At 66.7% G+C, this 17,548-nt stretch carries 19 protein-coding genes; 15 read left to right on the forward strand and 4 right to left on the reverse strand.

The genetic code is table 11. From position 1 onward, the window contains the following. The coding region (locus tag ACFV9O_RS36495; RefSeq protein WP_385426269.1) for an IS5 family transposase at positions 1-635 on the reverse strand (635 nt) is incomplete at its 3' end. A 745-nt stretch (positions 636-1,380) separates the two neighbouring features. On the opposite strand from ACFV9O_RS36495, the gene ACFV9O_RS36500 reads away from it, so the two are divergent. Beyond that, the gene (locus ACFV9O_RS36500) at positions 1,381-1,653 is read left to right on the forward strand and encodes a DUF6959 family protein (RefSeq protein ID WP_385426272.1); all 273 of its coding nucleotides are present in this window, start codon (positions 1,381-1,383) and stop codon (positions 1,651-1,653) included. Between the two features lie 188 nt (positions 1,654-1,841). Here the strand turns inward: ACFV9O_RS36500 and ACFV9O_RS36505 are convergent, their stop codons facing one another. Next, entirely contained in the window at positions 1,842-3,050 is a 1,209-nt protein-coding gene (locus ACFV9O_RS36505; RefSeq protein WP_385426274.1) for an ISAs1 family transposase, read from the reverse strand. A 369-nt stretch (positions 3,051-3,419) separates the two neighbouring features. On the opposite strand from ACFV9O_RS36505, the gene ACFV9O_RS36510 reads away from it, so the two are divergent. Continuing rightward, entirely contained in the window at positions 3,420-4,214 is a 795-nt protein-coding gene (locus ACFV9O_RS36510) for a TIGR04255 family protein (protein WP_385426277.1), read from the forward strand. A 1,946-nt stretch (positions 4,215-6,160) separates the two neighbouring features. On the opposite strand, the gene ACFV9O_RS36515 is transcribed toward ACFV9O_RS36510, so the two are convergent. Beyond that, positions 6,161-7,258: a DUF1152 domain-containing protein gene (locus ACFV9O_RS36515; protein WP_385426279.1), complete on the reverse strand. Its 1,098-nt coding sequence runs from the start codon at positions 7,256-7,258 to the stop codon at positions 6,161-6,163. 99 nt (positions 7,259-7,357) lie between these two features. Here ACFV9O_RS36515 and ACFV9O_RS36520 point away from each other — a divergent pair, with 99 nt between their 5' ends. The 13 genes from ACFV9O_RS36520 (at position 7,358) to ACFV9O_RS36580 (ending at position 16,108) form a co-directional block, all read left to right on the forward strand. Beyond that, positions 7,358-8,098 (forward strand): GntR family transcriptional regulator, encoded by a 741-nt coding sequence (locus ACFV9O_RS36520; protein ID WP_385426282.1) that lies wholly within the window; start codon positions 7,358-7,360, stop codon positions 8,096-8,098. Between the two features lie 277 nt (positions 8,099-8,375). Continuing rightward, a complete protein-coding gene (locus ACFV9O_RS36525; protein ID WP_385426285.1) occupies positions 8,376-8,813 on the forward strand; it encodes an ATP-binding protein in 438 nt (145 codons plus the stop codon). A gap of 92 nt (positions 8,814-8,905) precedes the next feature. Then, complete coding sequence (locus ACFV9O_RS36530) at positions 8,906-9,634, forward strand: GntR family transcriptional regulator (protein ID WP_385426289.1); 729 nt, start codon at positions 8,906-8,908, stop codon at positions 9,632-9,634. A gap of 132 nt (positions 9,635-9,766) precedes the next feature. After that, a complete protein-coding gene (locus ACFV9O_RS36535) occupies positions 9,767-10,117 on the forward strand; it encodes a hypothetical protein (protein ID WP_351223058.1) in 351 nt (116 codons plus the stop codon). A gap of 5 nt (positions 10,118-10,122) precedes the next feature. Beyond that, positions 10,123-11,496, forward strand: coding sequence for an FtsK/SpoIIIE domain-containing protein (locus ACFV9O_RS36540; RefSeq protein WP_385426292.1), 1,374 nt, complete (start codon positions 10,123-10,125; stop codon positions 11,494-11,496). 80 nt (positions 11,497-11,576) lie between these two features. Continuing rightward, positions 11,577-12,227, forward strand: a complete 651-nt coding sequence (locus tag ACFV9O_RS36545; protein WP_385426295.1) for a DUF2637 domain-containing protein — start codon at positions 11,577-11,579, stop codon at positions 12,225-12,227. 19 nt (positions 12,228-12,246) lie between these two features. After that, on the forward strand, positions 12,247-12,438 hold the full coding sequence (locus ACFV9O_RS36550) for a hypothetical protein (RefSeq protein WP_385426298.1): 192 nt from the start codon (positions 12,247-12,249) through the stop codon (positions 12,436-12,438). Next, on the forward strand, positions 12,438-12,629 hold the full coding sequence (locus ACFV9O_RS36555) for a mobile element transfer protein (protein ID WP_385426301.1): 192 nt from the start codon (positions 12,438-12,440) through the stop codon (positions 12,627-12,629). The genes ACFV9O_RS36550 and ACFV9O_RS36555 overlap by 1 nt, the downstream gene beginning before the upstream one ends. Before the next feature lie 10 nt (positions 12,630-12,639). Then, a complete protein-coding gene (locus ACFV9O_RS36560) occupies positions 12,640-12,834 on the forward strand; it encodes a hypothetical protein (protein ID WP_351223068.1) in 195 nt (64 codons plus the stop codon). Between the two features lie 26 nt (positions 12,835-12,860). Then, complete coding sequence (locus ACFV9O_RS36565) at positions 12,861-13,118, forward strand: SpdD protein (protein WP_385426304.1); 258 nt, start codon at positions 12,861-12,863, stop codon at positions 13,116-13,118. 130 nt (positions 13,119-13,248) lie between these two features. Next, positions 13,249-14,568 carry a replication initiator gene (locus ACFV9O_RS36570; protein WP_385426307.1) on the forward strand — a complete coding sequence of 440 codons (1,320 nt, stop codon included), beginning with the start codon at positions 13,249-13,251 and terminating at the stop codon, positions 14,566-14,568. Beyond that, positions 14,544-14,738 carry a helix-turn-helix transcriptional regulator gene (locus ACFV9O_RS36575; protein WP_385426310.1) on the forward strand — a complete coding sequence of 65 codons (195 nt, stop codon included), beginning with the start codon at positions 14,544-14,546 and terminating at the stop codon, positions 14,736-14,738. Before ACFV9O_RS36570 ends, ACFV9O_RS36575 begins: the two co-directional genes overlap by 25 nt. Next, complete coding sequence (locus ACFV9O_RS36580) at positions 14,735-16,108, forward strand: tyrosine-type recombinase/integrase (protein ID WP_385426313.1); 1,374 nt, start codon at positions 14,735-14,737, stop codon at positions 16,106-16,108. Before ACFV9O_RS36575 ends, ACFV9O_RS36580 begins: the two co-directional genes overlap by 4 nt. 64 nt (positions 16,109-16,172) lie before the next feature. On the opposite strand, the gene ACFV9O_RS36585 is transcribed toward ACFV9O_RS36580, so the two are convergent. Further along, a complete protein-coding gene (locus ACFV9O_RS36585; RefSeq protein WP_385426316.1) occupies positions 16,173-16,838 on the reverse strand; it encodes a hypothetical protein in 666 nt (221 codons plus the stop codon). Positions 16,839-17,548 lie beyond the last annotated feature (710 nt).

Consider the following 17,548-nt stretch of genomic DNA (forward strand, 5'->3'; position numbering starts at 1 on the left):
TTGCGCTGGACCACCTCGATCTCGATGCCCACCTGCTTCCCGTGCTCGACGACGGTGTTCTTGAATCCCTGGTCGACCAGGGCCTTCTTCACGCTTCCCGGCTCGGTGGCCGCGGCGACCCGATCCAGCAGCATCGTGCCGGCGGTGTTGTCGTGGGCGGAGGCAGCCAGCACCACCACCGCGATCACCAGGCCCAGCACGTCAACGGCCAGTCCCCGCTTGCGGCCCGGCACCTTCTTGCCCGCATCCCGGCCCGTCGTTGAGGCCGGGACCCCGGCGGCGGCGTGCAGGCTCTGGGTGTCGATGGCCACCAGGCTGGGGTCGGCTAATCGGCCCCGCCTCTCCCGCACCTGCCAGCGCAGCAGGTCATGGATGGTCTTGTCCGTGCCGTCGTCGCGCCAGGCGTAGAAGTAGTACTTCACCGCCCCGGACGGCGGGAAGTCGTGCGGGAGCAGGTCCCACTGGCAGCCGGTGCGGGACTGGTACAGCAGGGCGTTGACGATCTCCCGCATCTCGTACCTGCCCTGATGGCCGCTGACGGAGCGGTGCCGGGCCTTCCAGGCGGTGATCACAGGCTCGATCAACGACCAGCGCTCGTCGGATAAGTCGGTCTTGTAGGGCTGGCGGTCGCTCACGGATGACACTCCAGCACGGCCGGGCCCTCTGGTCAGCCCCGACATCGCGGTCACACACGTTCCGGTGACGACAGATACGGCATCACGTCACATACCGCCCTCTTAGATACGGCAGCACGCATGTCCCGCCCCCAGCAGACCACCCCGCTGCGGAGGCGAGGGCAAGCAGGATCCGTGGCCCTGCTGCCCGAGCCCGGACCCAGTAGGCCGCGCCTACCACTACGCCGAGCGCGGCGCGGAGACGGTCGCTGACCCGCACTCGGCACTGCCCTACGATCGTCCTGACTGCGTCGGCCGGCAGCTGTAGACCCGCAGTATCGGCCCGTTGTGGAGGGGGCCAGCTCCGTTCGAGCCGGGCCAGAGGGCTGACACTTGCTTTGTAAGTTCGAGCGGACGGGCTTTGGGGAGCACTTGACCGCCTGGGGCACGACCGTTCACGGCCGCTCAACGCCGGGTCTGTCCGCCGCCGTTGATGTCACCTGGTGTGCGGCTGGACCGGTCGGTCAAGGGCGCCTTCGGCGGCGCTCCGCGCTGGCCTTGCGGCCACCCTGGACAGCCCTGACCAGCCTGAACGAAGTCTGGCTATCGGGCGGCCCGGGAACCTGTGGCGCCCTGGGGATCTCGACGCACGGTCGCCGCCCCCATGTCCACGGCGGTCGCGGCGTCACCGTCCCCTTGGCCCATTACGTGACGTTCGGGATGGGGAATTGCCTGACCGTCGACAGATGTCAGGTTGGATGGCCGCATGCAGCGTGTCGAGGCTGAGCTGTTCACGGATGGTGGCAACAACGCAGTGGTGCGCCTGCCCGGTCGCCGCTTCCCCGGTGTACTGATCTTGGGTGACTCTCTTTCCATCCTCCGCAGCGACGTCGCTGAAGTGGTGGAGGCATTCGACCAGGGCGACATGGCTGAGGCCCGCGAGACCGCCGGCCTTCTCCTGGCGGACCTTGACGCGTTGGTCGCGCGCTACTCCGCTGCGCTGGCAGCGCACGAGATCCCGCTGCCTTACCGGCCCTGAGGTCTGAGCTTGCGAATCACCGCGCTTCCCCGGCCTGTCCTGGCTCCGGACCAGGCTTGACGGAAGCTGGAGGGCAGCTCAGAAGCCTGCTCCAGCACCCGCAATTGGTTGTGATTCCCTTGAATATCGAGCACGGCTCGGGACACGAGACTCGGGGTGGCCTCGTCCCTGATCCCGTCAGGGCTTGATCAAGTTCCGTAGCTGTCCGGATCGTTGGTGATGCCCAGGATGGGGAGTGCTCGTTGGGGCTCGTCGCGGATCGCCCGGGTGGTCTTGGCGATGTTGTCGGCTCCGAGGGTTTTCAGCACGCCGATGGCGAGGTTGCGGAGGGTCGCCATGGCCCGTGGTGCGGTCCCGGCGTGGACGGTGGAGGCGTCCTCGGCGAAGGTGACATCCCTGATGTGGTGCGAGGAGTTCTCCACTCCCCAGTGGCCGCGGATCGCGGCGGCCAGGTCGGCGGGCCCGGCTTGATGGGCGTCGAGGCTGGTGACGGCGTAGACACTCTCACGGGTCTCACGCCGGCCGGTCTGCTTGCGGCGGCGGTGGACGCGGATGGCCAGGCGGGCGTGGGGAAAAGCGATTCCGCCGAGTTCGTCGGCGATCCCGCACGTCTTGATCGAGCGGGACTCGCGGCGTCCGTGCCCGGTCTCGGAGGCGGTGTGCTGGACTGCGATGGACTGCCAGGGCAGAGCGGCGAGTTGGGCGTAGGCGGTGGGCTGGTTGGTCTTGATCACGGCGATGTAGTGGGCCTTCTTGGCCTCGACCAGCCAGGAGATGTTCGCCTTGACCGAGTGCAGGGCGTCGAATGTGACGACGGTGCCGGTCAGGTCCAGCGGCGCCAGCAGCGGCCGGAAGTGTGTGGTTTCGTTGGTCTTCGCGCCGACCTCCACCTGGGCGAGAGTCACGACAGTGCCGTGAGTGACCGCGGAGAGCAGATGCCGGCGCGTCGCGGTAAGGCGGGCTGATCCCTTGAGTGCTTTGCCGTCGACGGCGATCGCGCGCGACCGCCCGGACGCGGAGGGCGACGGCGCCGGGGAGGGTTCGGTGGCGGCACGGTGCCGGTCGGCCAGGTAGGCGCCGACCGCCCGGTCCAGGGCGTCACCGTCAACAGCCCCCAGCACACGGCCGATCGTGGCCGGCGCCGGAGTGCGCCGCCATCTGAGCAGGTGGCGGCGGATCCCGATCACTGTCAGGAGTGCGCTCGAAGCACGCTGACCCCACTCGGCGAGTTCATCGATGCTCCTCGCTCCCGAGACGGCCGCGCAGGCACACACCAGCAGGATCGCTGTGAGTGAGTACCAGCGGCCCCGCCGTGCGCGCGGGTCGGGCACCGAGTCGAAGTAGGGGCGCAGGTCGGCGATCCGGCCGGTGTCCAGCGGCCCCAGTTTCACCAGCACGGCAGGGATGGGAGAGGATGCAGCAGCAGGCACGGGCCACCTCGTGATCATCTGGCTTAGACACCACAATGATCACGAAGCCCGTGCCTGCTCTGCTATGCGCCCCAACCGGTCACAACCCGACCAGCTGCACGACCCCGGAACTTGCAGCCGCCCTGTGATCCCGTCCGGACTGGCTCGGTCCTCGCTGCCGGAGCCGGGATGCCGGTGCAGTGGTCACTCCGCGTCCAACTAGACCCATCCGAGTGAAAGAAAAGGGCATACTCGAACAAAACGGCCTTGATGATGAACCAAGCCCGCATCCTGGCCGTATAAGCGTCTGTTCTTGGATCGATGCTTCCGGGTAGCCTGAGGCGAGGGGGAGGTCAAATGACTGATACGTTGCGCTTCGAGCGTCCACCTGTGCGTGAAGTGACGCTAGCGCTGATGCTGCAGCCAATGCCCAAGTTGCAGACGCTGGACCTAGCGCCGCTTCGAGTCGACTGGCGGGCTCACTACCCACTCCTCCAAGAGGTTGCGCCCCTGCCCCCGTGGAGCCCCTCGGACCGTGACGCCGTCGAGTTCGTTCGCTCCGGTCTCTCGTGGCCGATGGGCTTGTGCACCTTCTCCACTGAATCCGGCGACAGGAATATAAGATTTCAGCAGGACCGATTCTTGCTCAGCTGGACTTTCGGGGAGGAGTCGCAGGACTATCCCGGATTTGAGGCTTTGAAGGCTGAGCTTCTTGAGAAGTTCTCTCAGTATTCGAAGCTTGCACATGACGCTTCTGGTGCCGCGCCAGTGGTGAGGCGCGCGGATGTGCAGTACGTCAACCATCTGTCCGGCATTTCGGCGCAGAGCGCCATGGCAGGGGTGCTTAGTGGGTGGTCCAGCGAGGCTTCATTCCCCTTTAGGAATCCCGACTATTGTGGCTTTCGTGTGCACTATCACGAGTCGGAATTGAACGATAAAGTCGCTGTCCTTATTGGTGTGGATTCGGCTGGCGGTGACTCCGTGAACGGGGAGATTGTCGAAAGTTCGGCACTCTCGCTGGATGCGGAAGCGGAGGTCGACGATAGCTCCAACTACGTAGAAATGCTTGATTCCGCGCATGACGTTCTGATGGCGGCATTTCGTGAAGTCACGAGTAGTGCGATGCGGGAAGGGTGGGGCGAGATTTCGTGACAACCTACAGTGTTCAACGTCAAGATCTTTTCTCATCGCTTGGCTCCCACTCGAAGCCGCGTCCGAGTGCCGGCCTGTGGTTGATTCGTCGGTCTCGGTCCGCAGGGAGTTCCCATGAGCAGCGCCTTGCTGGGGAGCGCGAGGTTGAGAGCAAGCTGGAGGTTCAGAGCTACGTCAGTGAAAAGCTGCATGAGCTGAGGAAACTGCCTCTGGACTGGGATGGTGCGGGCGGCGGACCGGTCGGTCAAGCCGTAACGCGGCACGCGTATCGAACCATGGATCGAATCGCTGACTTCCGAACCATCTACCCCTTTGTGACGCCGGGCGAGGAGGGCTCTGTCCTTTTTGAGTGGCGAGCTGGGGTCGAGCGACTGGAGCTCGAGTTCATCCCGAATGAATCCCCTTATGTGCGCTACGTTGACATCGACGGGTTGATGAGATTCGAGGGAGAGCTGGGGGATAAGGGGGTCGGTTACGCTGAAGTGCGTAGGGCGCTCGCAGTTCTTTCTTCTCGAATTTGGGCCGTAAATCCGGGATGGAAAGCGCTATTCTCGTAACTGCGTGTGAGGGGGAGTGTTGGGCTGGGATGATGCGTCTATATCTGACGAGGAAATCATTTATCGACGAATTCCGGATAAGCCCGACTTCTTGGTTCCGGATTTGCTCACAGGTGAACGTTCCCCCACTCGTACGGCGTTTCAATGGGACGAAGACGGGATCTCGGCATACCGGAGTGCAGTCCTGGGTGATTGTGGGCTTGGCCCGGAAGCAGTTGTGCGAAAGGAGGGGCAACAGGTTTTCGGGTTTGCTGCGGCTGCGCCTCGATCATGCGGAGCTGGGATAGTCAACGATCCAGTGCCCGATGATCCCCCAGCCGGGATCGCCCATGCCCTTATTCAGTGTGAAACCGACAAGCCGGATAGAGCCCGGAGGCGCGAAATCGCTGAAACCCTCGCCAGGGCGTCTAAGAGGTGTTTTCCCTGAGCGCCGCGTGTCTCGCCGAGAGCCACGTGAGCTGCACAGGGCGGAGTCTTCCTGGCCCAGACAAGCGCTTGCGCATGGGTCCTAGAGCACTAGTTTGGAAGATCTCGTATGCGGACGCCTGCTGAGCTGGGAGGTCGCTGACCTGCGGGGAAGTGGTTGCGGCGCCCTGATTCCCCGTGGTTCCCCGCTCATCTCCCTCTGATCGGGCACGCAGGGGGCACGCCTCGGCCGGGTGGGCCATTGGTCGACCTTGCACGCGGAGGCTGACCGCGGGCGGCCCAGAGCCGACCCAGCGCTGTAGCGTTCAGCCACTGACTTAGGGGGTTGTGTTGTTCGGGTTCCAGCGGAGATCCAGGGAAGAAAGAACGCACCGGGATGGTCTGCCGCTATGGATGCGTCCCCTGCCAGAACGTGCTCGCAAGCTGCCTGTTCCAGACGAGGCACAGCGTGAGGCGCGGCGACTCATGCAGGCCCACAAGGAACGTGAGGCTGTGAAGGTGATCAGGTCAGCAACGAACTATCGTCTGCACGACGCAGTGGACGTGGCCGTCGCCTTGCTGGACGGCATCGAAGTCCCACGCTCTTAGGCAGCGGGGAATGCGTCGCCCGCTTGCAGTCCCGAGGTCGGTGTCGCGGCTTTGGGCTGGAGCTGCCATGGGGCGAGAGATCGGGGCCCGTACGCTGGCCGCGAATCGGGCAGTCTCCTGACCTGCCCGCAATAGCCCGATGTGGGCCCCGATCTTCGAGGCTCGCCCCATGGTGGCTGCGTAAAGCCGCGGAGCCGACCGCCCCAGCCACAGCGGGCTACCGTCTCGCGTATCTGGCGTTGCTCGCTCAGCAGCGCGGCCGGCGTAGCCGGGCCCGGAGCGGGGCGGAGACTGGAGCGTCGGGCCCGGCGGCGAGCCGGGGCCGCGCGCGGCGAGCGGAGCGAGCCGCCTTGAACCCGTGAAGAAGGTTGTTACTCAGGCGCCTTCTGAGATGCGCCATAGCGGGGGCGTGTACTGCTCCGGCCGACTGTTGATGAGCAGCTGACGCAGGGCCTCGCGCTGAGTGCCGTCGAGGCTCAGTACCTCTGTGAGTCGGCGGAACGTCGTATGGGTGACTCCGCGGCTTCGCGCCTCGGCCTCGAACTGGTCGAGTTTGGGCAGCACTGACTCGGCGTCCAGCTGTACCCCTTGCTGCCTCTTGAGCCACAGCGCCTTGTTGCGCTCGTAGTCGATCTCCGAGAAACCGCACACCTCGCGGCTCAGTGCCTCTACCTCGTTCAACGTGGCCGTCGCCATGATCGCGCGGGCCAACTCACTACGGCTCAGTGCCTCGTCCAGGTCGACTTCGTGGACCGTCGGGCCCTCGTCGGTCAGGGGGATGGGAAGCCCCGCGTCCCGGACCTCGCATGTGCCGCGTACTCCTCGGGCCGTCGCCACGAGCATCCCGGTCGCCTCGGACGGGTGCCATTCCATGACGGACCTGACCGGCTCCACATCGTTGGCCGTGAGGGTGTGGACGACAGGGCCGAGCATGCCACGGATGTCGGCGAGTGGAAGTTCCCCGTCCAAGCCTGGTCCCGCGACCAGCAGCCGGATAGGCGCGTTCACCTGGCCGCATGCTGCCAGCGTGAGGGCATCCGCGAGTGGGCTCTTCAGCGTCGGCTCGTCGCCCCGAGCCAGCACATCGCCGCCCACGTCCAGGAGATCGATCGACTCTGGCTCCAGGTGGCTTACCAACTCTTCGAGTTGGCGGGTGACGCCCTCGACGCCGTGCCCTGGGTCGATCAATGCGAACGTGTGCGGGAGCTCCGCCGCAAGCCGGGGGAGAGTGGAGCCTGCCGGGGCGATCGGCTGGGCCTCCGCCGGCACTTTCCATACCGCTGAGGTGATCGGTTCAAGGCCGGTGAAGTTCTCGGGCCCTCGGGGGCCCGGGACTGGGTCGATCAACAAGCGGTCCCACGCATACGTGAGGATCACCGCCCGGCCGTTGTCTTCGCCGTACAGGGCGGCGTCAAGCATTGCGGCGGCGACTGCGTCGCCCCCTCCTCCTGCTGCGACGATCAACCTCGGCATGGCCCCAAGAGTACGGGGTCGGGTCTTGACCACTCACCCTATAGTGGCTAGAGGCCATAGCCACTTTGCCGCCCGAGCGGCTCAGCATCAGGAGGGCACATGCCCAAGATCGAGGAGGCTCAGCCGAAGTATCTCCAGATCGCGCACTTCATCCGCGATCAGATCCTTCGGGGTGACCTGCGCCCGGGGGACGAGGTTCCCTCTGAGCGGCAACTGGCGGCCGACTGGAAGGTGTCCAGGCCGACGGCGGCTCGATCGCTGGAGGCGCTGAGCCATCAGGGACTCGTCGAGAAGCGGCAGGGTTCGGGCACGTACGTGCGGAGCCTGGAAGTGAACCGGCGTGCACGCGAGTTGTACGGCCGAGCCCGGCAGACGGGGAAGATCTACACGCCCGGCGAGTACGCGGTCATCACGTCGGTCGGCTGGCTGGAGGCGCCGGATCACGTCGCTGAGGCGCTGGGCCTGGTGAAGGACCGGCGGGCTGTTCACCGGCGGCGGGTGACCAACAACCAGGACGGACCCATCACGTTGTCCACCTCGTGGTTCGGGCCGGAAGTTGGAGAGCGGGCCCCGAAGCTTCTGGATCCCGAGCGGATCCAGGAGGGGACCCTGATGTACGTCGAGAAAATGACGGGACGCCAGGGAAGCTATGCCGAAGATCGCATGTGCGCCCGGACCGTGACGCCCGACGAGGCGGCCGATCTCCAACTCGACCCTGGATCCGCTGCCTTGGTCGTCCATCATGTCGTCTATGACCTCCAGGATCGGCCGCTTGAGTTCGCGGAGGCCACCTACCCGCCGCACCGTTGGGCGTTCGAGCAGGGCTACCCCCTCGCCTGACGGCCAGCCAGTTGTGGCGAACCGCTTGCATCGATGAAGTGGCTAATGCCACTATCCAGGAAGTGGCTAAGGCCACTTCATCTGAAGGGGGCACGGTGTGACGAGTCAGCGGCCGGATCAGGGCACGCACTTACCTTGCCGGGGTTGCCGGGGACGTGGCTGGAAGCGCGTCGGCTCGCGTACGACCCTGGGGCTTGCTGCCGCCGCCGACCGTACGCGTGCCACATCGAAGCGGCGCTGCCTCGACTGCGACGGCAGCGGTAGAGAGTGAGCACGGATGGCCTACATGTTCGACCGTTATCCCTCTGAGGACTCCCCGCGGCTCGGCGCGATGACCTTGCACCCCGTCGCGGAGTCCGTGCCTCGGGCCCGGCGCTGGTTCCGCAAGTTCATCGCGCCGTACGACCCGGCCTGCTCGGTTGACGACTGTGCGCTGATGATTTCGGAGTTGGTGACCAACGCCATCGCCTACGGCTGGTCCGACGACAGCTGGGTCGTTCGAGTGGAGTGGTTTCGCGAGGGGACTTCGCTCCGGGTCGAGGTGCACAACCCAGGTTTCCCGGCGAACGTGCGGCTGCGGCGTCCCGATGCCGACGACGCGCACGGCCGCGGGCTGCTCCTGGTCGATTCCATCGCAGACTCGTGGCGTCATGGGCCCAGTCGCTTCGGCGGAACGGTGGTCTCCTTCGAGATGGCCGATGCCTGGCCGTCGTAAGCGGAATACGCTCCGCTGGTACTGCGCCGGCGGAATCGTCGCTAGTCTGGTTGACCAGTTGACTTGGCTAATCTCGACAGGCGGCGGCATTCATGGCGTATGAAGTGGAGGCACCGAAGTACGTTCGCCTCGCTCAGACCCTCCAGCGTCGCATCGAGGACGGCACGTACGCGCCCGGCACCCGAGTGCCCAGTGAGAACCAACTGGTGCAAACCTTCGGGATGTCCCGGCCGACCGTCGTCCGGGCGCTGGAGCTGCTGAAGCGCGACGGCTGGCTGGAGTCCCGGCAGGGGTACGGCACGATCGTGCGGGGTCGCCCGGCCGTCGTCGAGCAGAGGGACCGTCGGGGGAGTGCGGCGCTCGCGCGTGACGAGTCGCAAGCTCCGGGGCGGTTGGTCCAGGTCGGCTACATCCCCGTTCCGGCGCGAGTCGCTTCGGTGCTCGGGTTGCCCAAGCGGGCCAAGATCCTCATGCGCCGCTTCCTGGTCGAGGAGGACGGCGAACCAGTTGAGCTGGTCTCGTCGTACTTCCCCGCCGGCCTCGTTGAGGGCACCGAGCTAGAGAGTGCCGAAGCGCTGGGTGGCAGTACCCGCGCATATCTGGAAGGTCGGAAGAAGGTCCGCTTCGACCATGTGACGGAGCGGGTCTCCGCCCGACTGCCCGAGCCTGCCGAAGCCGAGCTTCTGGATCTTTCGGACGGGGTTCCCGTCCTCAGTGTCCTGGTCGTCGCGTGTGACGCTTCCGGGCAGGCGCTGCAGGTCTCTGACGTGCTCCTTCCTGCCGACCGGCAGGAACTGGAAGACACCTACCGTCTGAACTGAGCCTGATCTACGGGCAGTTGGCCCCATCTCCGCACCGATCGCACTTGACAAGTCAACCTGGCATCTCTAACTTCGAACTTGCTAAGTCAACTTGTCAGGTGGCAGGTTGGCTCGACTCAGAAGGAGAAATCTGTGCGTGTGATCCGCGTTGACGCCTCGACCGCCACGATCCTGCTCACCGAAGCGCCGGCCCCGAAGGTGCGTGACCGGCAGACCGGTGAGATCGCCAAGGACGCCGTGAGCGGCGAGGCACTGATGACCGTCGGCGTCGTCTACATCGACGAGGGCGAGTCGTCGCTGATCCAGGTCACCATTCCCGAGAGCGGCGTGACGGACGGCCTGACCGTCGGCGCTCCGGTCTCGCTGCCCGGTCTCGTCGCCCGGCCCTGGCAGAGCGTGTTCAACGGGCAGCAGCGGCACGGCATCGCCTACCGGGCTACTGCCGTTGCTCCGGGCGCCTTCTCGATGGAGCGGGCGGGCTGATCGGCGTGCCGGACCTGTTGACGTGGGCCGAGCTGGGCGGGGGACTCGCTGCGATAGGCGGTGCGGCCTACGCCCGGCACGCCCACCCGGCGGCGTACTGGTCCACGGTCGGACTGCCCATCTCGGTGGCCCGGCTGCTGGCCTCGTACTCCTCGACCATGGACGCGTGCGGCCTGACGGTCGAGCCGTCGCGGTTACGGGCCTTGGCCGTCAAGGCGACCACCCGGCGTGAGGTCCGGCCGGTGCCCCCTCGTCGGGGAATGATCCGGCCCACCTCGACCGGGCTGCGGCTCCGGCTGAGGCTGGCTCCGGGGCAGGAACCGGCGGACGTGGCGGCCTCGGCTGAACGGCTTCGGCACGCCTGGGGTGTACACGCCGTGTACGTGCGGGACGTCAAGCCCGGTGTCGTGGAACTGCGGCTCGTCGGCTTCGACGTCCTGCGCAAGGTGCGGATGCCTCGCCAGACCGACGCCCGTCCGCTCTGCGTGCCCGTGGCTCTGAGGGAGGACGCGACTGCCTTCGTACGGGACTACAGGGCCGTACCGCATGAACTCGTACTCGGCGCCACGCTGTCCGGCAAGTCCATGTTCCTGCGGAACCTGCTTACCGGACTGGCCGCTCAGCCAGTGGTCCTGGTGGGAATCGACTGCAAGCGCGGGGTGGAGCTCGCGCCCTTCGCCGCCCGGCTCTCCGCCCTGGCGACCGACCCAGAGCAAGCGGCCGAGCTGCTGCCCGTGCTCGTCAAGGAAATGGAAGACCGATATGACCTGATCAAGGCCCGGCAGGGCATCGCGCCCGGCACATCGGAAGAGCTGATCACCTCCGACATCTGGGGACTGCCGCAGGGCGAGCGCGCGGCTCCCATCGTGCTGTTTATCGACGAAGTGGCGGAGCTCTTTCTCGTAGCCACGAAAAGGGAGGAAGAGCGGAGAGACGAGATGGTGACCCAGCTCATCCGGCTCGCTCAGCTCGGCCGCGCGGCCGGCATCTACCTGGAGGTCTGCGGTCAACGGTTCGGGGCCGAGCTGGGCAAGGGAGCGACCATGCTCCGGGCACAGCTGACCGGCCGGGTCTGTCACCGTGTGAACGACGAGGCATCCGCCAAGATGGCGCTCGGCGACATCGCTCCTGAGGCGGTCCTGGCCTCCTGCGCCATCGCCCCCGAGCTGCCCGGCCTCGCCGTCGTCGGCGACACGTCCGGCGGCTGGTCCCGCATCCGCACCCCGTACCTGTCCCTCGCCGATGCTGCGGCCACCTGCCGCGAGACGGCGCACCTCGCTCCGGATGTACCGGCGCTCTCGCCGTTCCGGCGGTATGTCCCGCCCGTGCCGGTGAACGAGTCCGGCCCCGTGGCCACTCCTCAGATGGTCACCGAGTAGCTCTCACGTTCCAACGGCCGGCGCGGCCGTCCCGCGCCAAGTCCCTACCCCACCCATGCCTTGAACTGGAAGGAGTGGCCGTGCGCGCCCTGCCCGTACGCGTGGACGCCGTACTCGTCCAAGCACTGATCGCTGCCGCGCTGTCCTTCGCCCATCTGCATGACCTGGCGTTGGCCGCCGGACAGGACGGCTGGAAGGCGTGGGCCTACCCGGTCTCCGTCGACCTGCTGTTGGTGGCGGCCTGGCGGCGGCTGCGCTCCGGTGAAGCGAAGGCGGCCGGTTGGTGCTGGTTCCTCGTTGCGCTCATTGCGTCGCTCGGTGCCAACATCGCCACCGCCGGCCTGCTTGACCTGGACGACGTACCGGCCTGGCTCCGCATCCTCGTAGCGGGCTGGCCCGCGGTCGCCTTCCTGGGCGGCACCCTGCTCGCCCACGGAGCACCGAAGCCGAACGGGGCGCGTGCGACGGCATCCGAACCGCCCTCGACGATCACAGGGCCGGAACCTACTCCCGCAGAGGCCGCGCCGCTCTCGGCAACGGTGGAACTTCCCCCCGCCGAAGCAGAGTCGGCCTTGCCCTCCCCGGTACCGCCCGCCCTCGTCGCGCTCGCCCGGAAGGTCGCCGATGACCACCGCGCCAGGACCGGAACGCCCATCGACACCTCGACGCTTCGCGCACGGCTCGGCGTCCCGATGCCCCTCGCCGAAGTGATCGCCACACAACTCACCTGATCCTGGAGGACTTCTCCCCGTGCGCCCGTCCACGCTCCGCGCGCTGAAGCGTGCTGCCGAGCTGACTCGACAGAACCGCCTGACCGAAGCCGTGCTGATCGCCGAGCCGGTAATCCTCGCGGCAGACAGCTACGAGGGCGACGAGATCTTGCGCTGGCTCGCCGAACACGCCGCCGACTTCACCGGCGACAGCAGTAGGGAGACCCCCTGATGCCCGTCAACCGCCGCTTCCGCGGTGTCGTCCGCATCGGTCCCGTGCGGGTCGGCACCTACTACGACGGCCGGGGCCGCGAGAAGCACACCGCCGCCTGTACGGCTCCGCGCTGCGGCTTCTCCACGGACTACGACAACCGGGCCGCCGCAGAACTGGCCGCCCGCACCCACCGTTGCCCCGCCCGTTGAGGAGACCCCTATGACCGTCTCTCTGCCGCTCGTCTTCGTCCTGGGCGTCATCGCCTGGGCCGCGATCAAGTTCCTCGGTATCCGCCTGTGGGTCGCCGTCGTGATCGCCCTGTTCGGCTTCTGGCTCTCGCACACCTTCCTCGCCCCCGCCATCGAGTCCGGCACCCGCTCCGGGGTCGACGTCGTCAACGGCACCCGCGAATGACAACCCGACCGATGAGGAGTCCAGCCATGCTCCGCCCCAAGCTGCCCGACACTCCGCACGTTCCGAGCATCACCGCGCACATCCCGCAAGCTCACGTCCCGGATCGCACCGTCGGCCGCCCGCTCACCCCGTCTGTGGGGGTGGGTGTCGCCGCGGTCGCCGCCGTGGCCGTTGTCGGAGTCGTCCTCACCGCGCTCCTGGCGGCCGTCGCCGTTTCGGCCGTGTCCGTGGCCATCGCCGCCGTGGTCCTGCGCTCTCTCCTCAACGGCACGAACCAGCGCTGACCAGCCCCGGGGCGGCAACAAGCCGCCAAGCATCCCGCCGCCCCGAGGCCGTCCCTCGCAACCGCTGAAACAGCCGAAAGGAACTCCCATCATCACCCGGCAGACTCCGCCTCCGCTGGCGGACCTCTCCATGCTGGCCTCCCTCGGCACCATGCCCGAGCTGGCCCGCCAACTCTCCACCCTGGGCGGTTGCACACGCCCCGTACGCCTTGACGGCCACCGCACCGAATACGCGGTCGACACCACGACCGGCGAGATCGGCAGGGTCCTGAACCGCCTCGACTCCGCCGCCCTGCCCGCCGGCCAACTGCTCGTCCGATGCAACAACCGCCGGGCCACCCGTTGCGCGGCCTGCGCCGAGACCTACCGCCGCGACACCTATCACCTCATCACCGCCGGACTACGCGGCGGCAAGGGCACCCCGGAAAAGGTCGCTACTCACCCGCGCGTGTTCGCCACCCTCACCGCGCCGAGCTTCGGCCCGGTCCACAACCGCCCGTCCGGCGGCCGGGACTGCCGCTGCGGCATCCGGCACGACGAGGGCGATGCCGTCCTGGGGACACCACTCGACCCTGACACCTACGACTACGAAGCCGCTGTGCTGTGGAACGCGCACGCCGGTGACCTGTGGCGGCGTTTCTCGATCTACCTCCGCCGAGAGGTCGCCAAGCGTGCCGGTCTCACCCAGAGGGCGTTCCGGAACCACGCTCGGCTCTCCTTCGCCAAGGTGGCCGAGTACCAGAAGCGAGGCGCCGTCCACTTCCACGCAGTCATCCGCATCGACGGTCCCGAGGGTGGCGACACCTCGCCCCCGGCTTGGGCCACGGCCGAGCTGCTGAGCGACGCCATCGGGGCTGCTGCCACCGCCGCGCACGTTTCCGGACCGGAGATCGACTGCCGGGCGCACCGCTTCACCTTCGGTCGACAGCTCGACGTTCGCCCGATCCGATCCGCCGACTTCGACGACGGCCAGGAGCTGACCGAGCGGGCCGTAGCGGCGTACATCGCCAAGTACGCCACCAAGGGCGCCGAGACGGCGACCGGCACCCTGGACCGGCCGATCCGCTTCCTCGCCGAGCTGGCCGGGGCCCGGATCACCGAACACGCTCGGCGCCTGATCCGCACCGCCTGGACACTGGGCGCCCGCCGCGAACTGGCAGACCTCCGCCTGAGGGCGTGGGCGCACATGCTCGGCTTCCGTGGCCACTTCTCCACCAAATCCCGCCGCTACTCCACCACCCTCGGCGCCCTCCGGGACGCTCGCGCCGACTGGCGTCGGGCCCAAGCGGCTCCACCTGTTCCGCAGGACGGCGAAACCACGCTCGTCCTCGCCCACTGGGTCTTCGCCGGCACTGGCCTGTCCCGAGGCGAGGCCTGGCTCGCCGAATCACTCGAACCCGCCCCCGGAACGGAAGGAGAGCCGACATGGACCGTCGACGCGACGAACTGATGACCGTGCCCCAGGTACTGAACGAGTTGGGTGGGGTGTCTCGTCGGACGTTCTACCGATGGCGGGAGTTGGGGCTCGGACCGACCGCGTTCAAGCTGCCCAACGGTGAGCTGCGTGTCTGGCGAAGCGACTTCAGCACATGGTTGCGGCAGTTGGAGGAAGCGGCATGAAATCCCTCGATGTGAAGGTCTGGGGCGTCCGGAAGCGGAACACCAAAACACCTTCCTACGGCGTCCGCTGGTACGTGGCAGGCAACGTCTTCTCCGACAGCTTCCGAACCAAGGCTCTGGCCGACCACTATCGCGCGAAGGTCATGAAGGCCATGCGGGATGGCGAAGAGTTCGACACGGAATCCGGCCTGCCCGCATCCATGGAGCAGGGGAAGGCCACTCTGTCGTGGTACGACTTCGCTCTCCGATATCTCGCGATGAAGTGGCCGCACGCTGCGCCCAACACACGGGATGGCATCAATGAGTCGCTCACCAGCGTCACCATGGAACTCCTGGAGGAGCGGCCGGGACGACCATCTGACGAGGTAATTCGGCGAGCGTTACGGAACTGGGCTTTCGTTATGCCCAGTCCGGGCGATCGGGGAGCTCCGGAGGACGTGCAGAACGTCTTGCACTGGGTTTCGAAAGCATCTCGACCGCTTGCTGACCTGGCGGAACCCGCGACGGCCCGCGCAGTGCTCGACTCGCTGAAGCTCAAACTCGACGGCACGGCCGCTGCTGCGGAGACGGTGCGGCGCAAGCGGCGAACACTCGTGAACGCCGTGAACTATGCGGTCGACTTGGGAGAGCTCTCCGAGAACCCCATCACCGCCGTCCGGTGGCAGAAGCCCAAGGTCTCCAACCAGGTCGATCCGCGCGTGGTAGCCAATCCGGAGCAGGCCCGGAACCTGCTTACCGCAGTCTCCTACGTAGGGGGATACCGGCGCGCTCGTGGCCGGCGCCTCGTTGGGCTCTTTGCGGCGATGTACTTCGGTGGCCTTCGGCCTGCGGAAGCGGTGGGCCTGGTCGAGACGGACCTCGTCCTCCCCGAGTCTGGTTGGGGGTCGGCTTTGCTCCATCGGACACGCCCGTCCGTTGGGAGGCAGTGGACCGACTCGGGAGAGACCCACGATGACCGCGGACTCAAGAACCGGCCGAGTGAAGACATCCGTCGTGTGCCCATCCCGCCCCAGCTCGTGACGGAGCTGCGCGAGCATCTGGCCACGTTCGGCACGGCTGAGGACGGACGGCTCTTCTTCAGCGAAAAGGGGTCCGTCGTTCCCTCCTCGACCTACTACCGCGTGTGGCAGGAGGCGCGACTCCTGGCCCTGCCCCCGGCCCTCGCGGCATCACCGATGGCGAGTCGGCCGTACGACCTGCGGCACTCGGCGCTGTCGACGTGGCTCAACGCCGGTGTCGACCCGACCGAGGTGGCCGAGCGCGCCGGCAACAGCGTCGAGGTGCTGTTGACCCGGTACGCGAAGTGCCTCGACGGACGGCAGGACGTCGCCAACCGGCGTATAGAGGACCTGCTGCGCGAGTACGAGTAGGCACCCCTGCCTGCGTCCGAGGCCCCTGGCATCGCGTCCAGGGGCCTCGTCGTTGCTCCATGTCTCAGCTCATCGGGTAGCCGATCTCCGTGATGTCCTTCACGAGGTCTGCCAGGACGATCTCCGAGTTCAACGCGCGGACTACTTCTTCGGTCAGAGGACGCGAGGAGAAGACGTGACGAACGGGCTCCAGGTCGACCGGGACCTCGTAGTAGTCCTCGGCCCACCGCTGGAACGCTTCCGGTGAGCGATCCACCAGCAGGTGGAAGAGGTACTCGGCGCCGTCCGGATCTTCCGGTGCCTCGTCGGGGAAGTCGATCGTCCCTGCTTTCCAGCCGTCGTCGCCCGTCTCTCGCCACATGCATGCAGTGACGAGAGGCATCCCGTCCTCGTCCGAGAACGCCGGCTCCTCGACGTACGGCCGGAAGACGTCAGGAACCTCGTCGAGCACTCCGGGCCATGGCCCGTCCTCTGCATAGGGGCTCATGGGTGATTCGTGAGCGAATCCCCGGACGTAGGCGCCGGCGGGTGAGAAAACGATCGAGTACTCGTCGCCCGATCCGTTCCTCATCGAGGCCATCAACTCCGTCTCGGACCAGTGGTCGTCGAAGGAGTGGCAGCGGTACGCCCACTCGGGGCTCAGGACTGCTTCCAGGATGGCCAGGGAGCGGCAGTGCTCGCGGAGGACTGCTATGTCGGGCAGGTGTCGAGCAACGTCATGAACGGTCACCGGCTCATCCAAGCGCACACCTCTGACGCATCAGGCTCCTGCCTGGCGGGTGACTGTCGCACCGGACCCTCGGGGCAGTCACGCACCTTCACCCGCTGGATGCTGAAAACTTCGCACAAAGCCTATTGACTCGGTGCATGTCCTGCTTAATCTGGTTAATAAGCCACAACACCGGAAGAGTCACAAAGTTGATGAGGACGTCTAGTCGGCGGAGTGACTTGGACAGGATGTGGTGTAGGCCCCCGGCAAGCCGGCGCGATACCGGAGTGACAGTGACGACTGAAGCTCCAGGACACGTGCAGTACTACCGGGGACTGTTGTGCTATCGGAGCCTTCGCACGGCCGGGTTGCGGTGCGAAGGCTCTGGCATGACCGCGAAGCCGCCCGTCTGGTTCCCCTGTTGCGGGCGGCTCGGGCCGTAGGCGGCAGAGATCGAGGTCGGCGGCGGGATTCGAATCCGCGTCACCGGCACGAGAGGCGAAGTGGCCGCAGCCTGTGGTGCGCGCCCAGGACGGTAGCGCGGGCGGCCACGCCGGATCATGGGGCATCCTGGGCTGACCACCACGTCACCGTGCGCGCGCCCCTTTTCAGGGTGTCCCGAGTGTCCGACCCCTGTCTCGGCAACGGGTGAAACGAGGGCCACGGACGGCGGATGAAAAGTGAGCCACTCTGCGATCTCTTGATCATCCTGACTTCACTGGTTCTGAAGT

This window comes from Streptomyces sp. NPDC059909 (assembly GCF_042730885.1).
In the GTDB taxonomy this organism is placed as follows: domain Bacteria; phylum Actinomycetota; class Actinomycetes; order Streptomycetales; family Streptomycetaceae; genus Streptomyces.

Excerpts from the sequence above, each read along its gene's own strand:
- ACFV9O_RS36580 (WP_385426313.1), top strand. The coding sequence starts at position 14,735 with ATGAAATCCCTCGATGTGAAGGTCTGGGGCGTCCGGAAGCGGAACACC.
- ACFV9O_RS36500 (WP_385426272.1), top strand. The coding sequence starts at position 1,381 with ATGCAGCGTGTCGAGGCTGAGCTGTTCACGGATGGTGGCAACAACGCA.
- ACFV9O_RS36530 (WP_385426289.1), top strand. The coding sequence starts at position 8,906 with ATGGCGTATGAAGTGGAGGCACCGAAGTACGTTCGCCTCGCTCAGACC.
- ACFV9O_RS36515 (WP_385426279.1), bottom strand. The coding sequence starts at position 7,258 with ATGCCGAGGTTGATCGTCGCAGCAGGAGGAGGGGGCGACGCAGTCGCC.
- ACFV9O_RS36565 (WP_385426304.1), top strand. The coding sequence starts at position 12,861 with ATGCTCCGCCCCAAGCTGCCCGACACTCCGCACGTTCCGAGCATCACC.
- ACFV9O_RS36570 (WP_385426307.1), top strand. The coding sequence starts at position 13,249 with ATGCTGGCCTCCCTCGGCACCATGCCCGAGCTGGCCCGCCAACTCTCC.
- ACFV9O_RS36520 (WP_385426282.1), top strand. The coding sequence starts at position 7,358 with ATGCCCAAGATCGAGGAGGCTCAGCCGAAGTATCTCCAGATCGCGCAC.
- ACFV9O_RS36510 (WP_385426277.1), top strand. The coding sequence starts at position 3,420 with ATGACTGATACGTTGCGCTTCGAGCGTCCACCTGTGCGTGAAGTGACG.
- ACFV9O_RS36575 (WP_385426310.1), top strand. The coding sequence starts at position 14,544 with ATGGACCGTCGACGCGACGAACTGATGACCGTGCCCCAGGTACTGAAC.
- ACFV9O_RS36555 (WP_385426301.1), top strand. The coding sequence starts at position 12,438 with ATGCCCGTCAACCGCCGCTTCCGCGGTGTCGTCCGCATCGGTCCCGTG.
- ACFV9O_RS36525 (WP_385426285.1), top strand. The coding sequence starts at position 8,376 with ATGGCCTACATGTTCGACCGTTATCCCTCTGAGGACTCCCCGCGGCTC.
- ACFV9O_RS36560 (WP_351223068.1), top strand. The coding sequence starts at position 12,640 with ATGACCGTCTCTCTGCCGCTCGTCTTCGTCCTGGGCGTCATCGCCTGG.